Source organism: Microcoleus sp. M2_D5 (genome assembly GCF_036701935.1).
Lineage (GTDB): Bacteria > Cyanobacteriota > Cyanobacteriia > Cyanobacteriales > Microcoleaceae > Microcoleus.
On sequence record NZ_JAUBRP010000138.1, the window covers coordinates 1 to 7176 of the forward strand.

General features: G+C 45.4%; 9 protein-coding genes. 2 read left to right on the top strand and 7 right to left on the bottom strand.

Annotation, left to right across the window (positions count from 1 at the left end; translation table 11 throughout):
• Positions 1-216: 216 nt before the first annotated feature.
• Positions 217-318, bottom strand: a complete 102-nt coding sequence (gene petL / locus QUA50_RS28685; protein WP_190741595.1) for a cytochrome b6-f complex subunit PetL — start codon at positions 316-318, stop codon at positions 217-219.
• A 77-nt stretch (positions 319-395) separates the two neighbouring features.
• On the opposite strand from petL, the gene aroB reads away from it, so the two are divergent.
• Positions 396-1490 carry a 3-dehydroquinate synthase gene (gene aroB, locus QUA50_RS28690; RefSeq protein ID WP_333268680.1) on the top strand — a complete coding sequence of 365 codons (1095 nt, stop codon included), beginning with the start codon at positions 396-398 and terminating at the stop codon, positions 1488-1490.
• A gap of 96 nt (positions 1491-1586) precedes the next feature.
• Here aroB and QUA50_RS28695 read toward each other — a convergent pair whose 3' ends face one another.
• Positions 1587-2357: a tetratricopeptide repeat protein gene (locus QUA50_RS28695; protein ID WP_333211455.1), complete on the bottom strand. Its 771-nt coding sequence runs from the start codon at positions 2355-2357 to the stop codon at positions 1587-1589.
• 191 nt (positions 2358-2548) lie between these two features.
• Here QUA50_RS28695 and QUA50_RS28700 point away from each other — a divergent pair, with 191 nt between their 5' ends.
• The gene (locus QUA50_RS28700; protein WP_333268682.1) at positions 2549-3388 is read left to right on the top strand and encodes a stomatin-like protein; all 840 of its coding nucleotides are present in this window, start codon (positions 2549-2551) and stop codon (positions 3386-3388) included.
• On the opposite strand, the gene folP is transcribed toward QUA50_RS28700, so the two are convergent.
• The 5 genes from folP to QUA50_RS28725 form a co-directional block, all read right to left on the bottom strand.
• Complete coding sequence (gene folP / locus QUA50_RS28705; RefSeq protein ID WP_333268684.1) at positions 3379-4248, bottom strand: dihydropteroate synthase; 870 nt, start codon at positions 4246-4248, stop codon at positions 3379-3381. The two genes, QUA50_RS28700 and folP, sit on opposite strands and share 10 nt — an antisense overlap.
• A gap of 222 nt (positions 4249-4470) precedes the next feature.
• Positions 4471-5031 (bottom strand): Uma2 family endonuclease, encoded by a 561-nt coding sequence (locus tag QUA50_RS28710; protein WP_333268686.1) that lies wholly within the window; start codon positions 5029-5031, stop codon positions 4471-4473.
• 108 nt (positions 5032-5139) lie between these two features.
• On the bottom strand, positions 5140-5865 hold the full coding sequence (gene tpiA / locus QUA50_RS28715) for a triose-phosphate isomerase (protein ID WP_333268689.1): 726 nt from the start codon (positions 5863-5865) through the stop codon (positions 5140-5142).
• A gap of 75 nt (positions 5866-5940) precedes the next feature.
• Entirely contained in the window at positions 5941-6126 is a 186-nt protein-coding gene (locus QUA50_RS28720) for a PCP reductase family protein (protein ID WP_006633749.1), read from the bottom strand.
• 100 nt (positions 6127-6226) lie between these two features.
• Positions 6227-6733 carry a hypothetical protein gene (locus tag QUA50_RS28725; protein ID WP_333268687.1) on the bottom strand — a complete coding sequence of 169 codons (507 nt, stop codon included), beginning with the start codon at positions 6731-6733 and terminating at the stop codon, positions 6227-6229.
• Positions 6734-7176: the final 443 nt, after the last annotated feature.

Below are 7176 nucleotides of genomic sequence, written 5' to 3' on the forward strand. Positions count from 1 at the left end.
AACGCATTAAATTGAGAGCCGACCGTCCTACTTAATGTTTTGTTACATACTTATAAATTTTCCCGCCGACCTACTTATAACATCAAGTTCTAAGAAACAAAGTATTTGCGCGGTCAATCTACCGATAAATCTAGAGATTTTTGGCGCAAATACTTCGTCCAACTGATCCTTTTGCCAGAGATTAAATCCTCTGGTTGAGACATCTAAATTAGCAAATTAGATGAGTTTGACAGCCCGCAGACCAAACATCAGGACTGTCGCCAAGCCGACCATTCCGCCAAAAAGCCCAAAATAAGTTATTGCTCCGCTAAGAGTCATGGCAATTTCTCCAAAACAATCAATAAAAAGACCTATAAGAACTATAATCTAAAATCTAATATCTAAATTAGATAAATATGCAATCCATAATTAAAGTTGACTTGGGGCCACAATCTTACAATGTTTGCGTGCGATCGGGCGGATTAGACGAACTAGGCAGTCAGATGGGCGATCTAAGTTTGGGCAAAAAAGTGCTGCTGGTGTCGAATCAGTCGATTTTTCGGCAGTACGGCGAAAGAGCAACCGCAGCCCTCGAATCGGCCGGTCTGGAAGTCAGTAGCTGCATTTTACCACCGGGAGAACAGTACAAAACTTTAAATTCGGTACAGAAAATTTACGGTGCGGCTTTGGAAAACCGCTTAGAACGTTCCTCGACAATGGTGGCTTTGGGCGGCGGGGTGGTGGGCGATATGACGGGTTTTGCTGCGGCGACTTGGCTGCGGGGAATTAATGTCGTGCAGGTTCCGACTTCGCTGCTGGCGATGGTTGATGCTTCTATTGGCGGTAAAACGGGGGTAAATCATCCCTTGGGGAAGAATTTAATCGGGGCTTTTCACCAGCCGCGCTTGGTTTTGATTGACCCGGATGTACTCAAAACTCTGCCGGCGAGGGAGTTTCGTTCGGCGATGGCGGAAGTCATCAAGTACGGGGTGATTTGGGATGCTGAACTTTTTGATAAGTTGGAGAATTGCAAGCGTTTGGATCAAATGCGCTATGTGAAGGCGGATTTGTTGGCTGAAATTTTGAGCAGGTCTTGCCAAGCTAAGGCTGAGGTGGTTAGCAAAGACGAGAAGGAATCGGGTTTGCGGGCGATTTTGAATTACGGGCACACGATCGGTCATGCTGTAGAAAGTTTGACCAATTACAAGGCGATCAATCACGGGGAAGGAGTGGCTATCGGTATGGCTGCGTCAAGCCGCTTGGCTGTGGAGTTGGGAATGTGGGATGCTGAGTGCGATCGCCGCCAGTCTGCTTTGATTGAAAAAGCGGGTTTACCTGCCAAATTGCCCGCAGGTTTAGATGTTGAGGAAATTTTGCATACTTTGCAACTGGATAAGAAGGTGCAGGATGGCAAGGTGCGGTTTGTGCTGCCGGTGCGCTTGGGTGAGGCTGCTGTGAGCGATCGGGTGGATGGGGATTTGATTATACAAGTTTTGAAGGAAATGCTTTAGATTCTCGTTTTTGGGGGTGTTTAACCGCCGCTGAAGGCTGATTCACGCCGATCGCCCAAGATGTTTTTTCTTTCAATCGGCGATCGGCGGTTGAGTTTAGGATTCGCTGGATCGCGAATTAATTTCCTCCAAGATTTTCTCTACTCTGTTAGCAGCTTGAGTTCTACCTTGCTTGATAAATAACTCCTTAGCTTTTTTGAGGCTGGCTACCGCCTCCGCTTGATTTTCCTTGTCTCCTTGCTGGTACAAACCGACTCCTAAATTGTTTAAAGCATCGGGATATCGATCGTTAATTTTAACGGCTTGTCTCCACTGAACAATTGCCTCGGGCAACTGCCCCTGACTTGCCATCGCTACGCCTAAATCGTTGTGAGCTTTGGCGTGCTTCGGGTTTACTTCAATTGCTTTTTGGAATAGAACGATCGCCTCGCTCATTTTACCTTGCCCCGACAGCATAGTTCCCAACTTGTAATAAGCATCCGCTTCTTTGGGATAGCGAGCGATTAGTTGTCGGTACAAAGCTTCGGCATTGACAGCGTTTCCTTGACCGTAAAGGTCGTTGGCAGTTCTCAAGCCCACCGTGTAGCCTTTACCTACAACTTGGCACTTTTTCTCGGAGTTGCCTTCCTGCTTGCAAATCCTGAGTTCGTCTCCCTTCATCTCGTAGGACATAACTTCCCGAACAGCAGGGCCGCGGCGCGGGGGCTGCAAGTTCTGCGACTGCAAGTTTTGCGAGAGTTGCAGGGCGATTGTCTCAGCCCCGGCCGGTTGGGCCGCTGCGACACTCCAGATTCCTGCACCCACCAAAATGCTTGGGGCAATCCACCTCAAAGGTTTTAACCAGGGAAACTCTCGATCGTTTTTCATGTCTTTTGTCGAAACGTGTTGTTGATATCCTGGGTTTCACTAGGGCCGTAAGAGTCGGAGCCGATGGGGCCCACCCGATGAAATAGTTAGTTATTAACAGTCGAGATATTTTAGCACTGCGGGGCCGAGTTTGAGTTAAATTAGAGTAGAATTTCGATCGATTCTCAGTCAACCTTAGCAGGAAAATAGAAATGGGGCAGTCTATTCTTACCATGCTCTTTGCGCTCATCCTCGGCTACGCTGTTAACTCAAGCGTCAAAATAGTCAGCGGTGGCGACGAAGCTTTAGTGGAACGTTTGGGTCAATACAAGCGCACCCTCAAGCCAGGATTCCACTTTATCAGTCCCCTGGTCGAAAAAGTCGTCTGCGTGGACACAACCCGTGAAAGAGTTTTAGATATTAAACCTCAGTCAGCAATCACGGGAGATAATGTGGCTCTAGAAGTCGATGCCGTGGTGTATTGGCGGGTTGTGACTTTAGAGAAAGCTTATTATGGAATAGATCAAATTGAAAATGCGATCGCCAACTTAGTTTTAACCACGTTTCGCGCTGAAATTGGTCGATTGCCAATGCAAGACATCTTGGGTTCCCGAGATGACATGAATAAAAAGTTACTCAAGAAGTTAGACGAAGCTACTCAACCTTGGGGCGTCAAAGTAATTCGCGTAGAAATTCAAAGCATTACACCTCCGAAAAGGGTGCAAGAAGCTATGGAATTGGAGCGCGCCACTAAGAGCGAGTGGCAAGCAATGGTCAATAAGGCGATCGGCACTAAGGAGTATATGAGGCTCTTAGTTGAAGCTTTAGACTCCCATCCCAATAGCAAGCAAGTTTTGAATTACTTAGTAACGGAAAAATACTTAGACGCTCAACAAAAATTGGGCGAAAGCGACAATGCCAAAATTCTGTTTATGGACCCGAAGAATATGTCAGAAGCTCTCAACAATTTGATGGGTTCTATACCTGATGTGATGCCTTATTCTGAGGGCGGGGAAATGAAAGTTATTGATACTCCCACTTCTCAAGACTGATTTCTGAAGATAGCGTCGGCAACCAGACAAACATCGTGCATTTCTCTGACATCGTGAACTCGCAAGATATCTGCCAAATTTGCGATCGCACCTGTACAAGCCGCCGCTGTCCCCCAAACTCTTTGTTTCGCTTCTGGCTGATTCAAAATGTGACCGATGAAGCTTTTGCGCGATACTCCCACTAAAATCGGACAGTTTAAAACACGGAATTTTCGCAACTCTCGCAGAATTTCTAAGTTTTGACTGTAAGTCTTGGCAAAGCCAATACCAGGGTCGAGAATTATTTGAGATTTGTCAATCCCCGCAGCAACTGCTGCCGCAATTCGACTCTCTAAAAATTCCCCAATTTCCCCAATTAAATCGCTATAATCTGTCAGTTTTTGCATCGTCTGGGGAGTCCCCCGAATGTGCATCAAAATTATTGGTACTTTTAACTGAGCAACTGTTGACAGCATTTCCGCATCAAAAGTAGCTCCCGAAATATCATTGATAATATCAGCTCCCGCCTCTACCGCAGCTTTAGCAACCTGCGCTCTGGTAGTATCGACAGAAATAGGAACTGAGCCAAAAATATCGGCTTTTTGCCGCAGTGTTTGTACTACAGGTATAACGCGATCGATCTCCTCTTCTAAGGATATTTCCACTGCACCGGGCCGAGTAGATTGACCGCCAATATCAATAATATCAACTCCCGATTTTACCATATTTTCCGCTTGCGCCAAAGCAGATTCTATGGTATAGAAGTCTCCGCCGTCACTAAAACTGTCCGGGGTTACGTTCAAAACGCCCATTAAATAAGTGCGTTTTCCCCAATCAAAAACTTTATTTCTAATGGTAATTTTTTCTGGGTTATTTGTCATATCACCTTCTCATATCATGTCCGATCGATTAACCATAATATCCCGGTCGGGGCGGGTTTTTGAGATTGTCAATTATTGGCAGATATTGTTGGTGAACCCGCCCCTACAAAAATCGCGGTCGCTCGACCGGACATGATATCAATCGGCGATTGAAATCGCTTCTTGTAAAACGAAATGCTTCTCTAAGAGACTCAAGAAGAAAGCAGAAGCGCAATTCTTAATTCAACCAAAACTTAACCAGCTAAAAACCGTGTCAACTGTCAATTGTAATTCAATTTTATCAATTATTGGCAACAGAGCTGCACCTTTATACAGTTCTACTTTTTGTCCGGGAAATACTGCCAAAATACTCTCTTCTTCTGGATATAGCAACCACCCCAACTCAGTGCCGTGTCGCGAACAGTGGAGCAAGTTACTCAGCACTTTTGTTTGACTTTGGTTGGGAGAGAGAATTTCTATCGACCAGTCGGGATTAATGTCAAAGCGGTTAGCAATTCTACCAGACGGCAAAAAAGGAATTCTTTCCCATCGGAATACGGCTACATCTGGCACGATTGATGCGCCGCCAAAAGTGCAGCGCAACTCGGGAAAAGCATTGGCAATTTTCCGAGTTTTCGCTACTTGATTGATAGTCTTGCAGAGCTCACCTTGAAGTACGCTGTGTTCGCCTTGAGGCATGGGCTTCTGAATGATTTGTCCCTCAAGAAATTCTGAGGCCGGTTCAGTTTCAGGAAGTTTGAGGAACTCGTCTAAGGCTGGTTTGGGTTTAACGATCGCAGTCATAGCTTAATTCTCCCGATCCGAGAAACACTGAACGGCACATCACAATTGTAGGCGATCGCTGTTTAATTCCCGCTGCCTTGTTCCAACTACCAATTAGCAATTACCTAATTACTGATAATTGACAATTCGAGCAAAACTCGCAGCTTCCAAACTAGCACCACCAACCAGAACCCCGTCAATTTCAGGCATCGCCATGACTTCATCAATATTCTCCGGTTTCACAGAGCCGCCGTACTGAATGGGCACGTCAGGATTAGTCAATTTACTGCGAATCAAACCAATAACTCGGTTAGCTTCCTTCGTTTCGCAAGTATCGCCAGTGCCAATGGCCCAAATCGGTTCGTAAGCAATGACTAACTTTTCTTGGTCAACACCAACCAAATCTTTTGCCAATTGAGAAAAAATGTGAGCTTCAGTTTCCCCTGCGTCTCGCTGCTGCTTGGTTTCCCCTACACACAGAATCGGAATTAAATCGTATTTCTGAGCAGCTTTCAGCCGCAAATTTACCGTTTCGTCAGTTTCCCCAAAATATTGGCGCCGTTCGCTGTGGCCGATGATGACATAACGGACACCAAGTTCACTCAGCATTGGCCCGGAAATTTCCCCAGTAAAAGCTCCAGACTCTTGCCAGTGAACGTTCTGAGCACCGAGTCTGATCCGGCCCCCGTGCAAATTTTTCGAGAGGACAGCCAAGGAAGTGAAGGGAACGCAAAGCACGACTTCCCGTTCCTCTGGGGTTTCCGTCAGGCAGGACATGAATCCTTGAAGAAACTCTAGGGATTCAGTCCTAGTTTTGTACATTTTCCAGTTGCCAGCAATAACTATTTTCCGCACGGGTGACTCAGTAGCTCTGTGAACATCAAAATCAGGCAACTTATAGTTTAAAGCTTTAGCGTACCTTTCGATCCTTCATTGCCCAAACTCGATGCGAGCTTGCTCAACTAAGTCAACGGTGACGACTTCGGTTTCGGCTTCGCGGGCCAACTGCTCGATGCGGACGCGAGCTTGTCCCCGGACAAAATAGGGAATATTTTTCAGCTTCGCCTTGGCTTCTGGCGTCCATTTTAAATCATCGGAAAATTCGGAATCGGGCATGGCGTTTTGAGCGATCGACTACAAGCCTTTATGGATCTGGCTTTGATGGAAAGCCTGGATCTCTTCAATTTACCACGAGTTGCGATCGCCCCACGCCTTCTCACTCTGCCTTAATTTTGTTGCTTAAAATAGCCGACGCTTCTTGTAAAAGCTGATTCTGCTCTTGTCGAATCGTCTCCAACCTTGTCAAAATATTAGCAAGTCGTTCTTGAGACTCCAAACTGTTTGGTTCAACTCCCCTCAATTGTAAAACAGAATTATTTTTGTCTTTGGTATTCTTTGAAACCAATGAGTTTACAACCACTCCACCGAGATTACTTACAGATTTAAAGCCGAGACTCACAACCCCTTGCATAAATTTTAAAGGAATTTGCAAAATCAATAACAAGCCTTTTTCCAAAAAGTTACCTAAAACCTGTAATATTTTCTTGAGACTCCATATAAATAGCACCAACATTCCTAAAGATATCCACCACGGGTGACTCATCAACCAAGATAATACAGGGTTAGAATCACTCCAATTTTTAAACATACCATCGATAGCACTTTGAAGGGCATTGGAAGTGGCTTCGCTCATATTTCCCACCTTATACAGTGCTACTTCCATAGTAAGTGACCTCTATCAACGTAATTTACTGTTTCCCAGTGATTATAGTATATAGCAATTCTTGCATCATTTGTGAATTTCTTACTCCCTCCCCAAGACATCGGGGAGGGTTGGGGTGGGGTCAAAATTTTACGACTCCTGCAAGGATTGCTATAGCTTCTGTTTTTAATAGTGGGACTTTAGCTAAAAATTGAGCGAGAAATAGAGCTAAGATATATAGAGTAAATTTTTGAGGTTAGTCTCTTTCCTGATGGAATCTGATGACAGAAAAATTTTGGACATCCATGCCCCGATGCTTTGAAAGATTGTGCCAACGCTTTGACGATGTGTTCCCGACTCAAGCCCAAGAACAGGAATTTAGGAATCAGAATTAAATAACTTCCACTCTTGAAAGTGGGATGGGCGTCCCGCCCGTCTTTTAAGGACGGGCGGGACGCCCATCC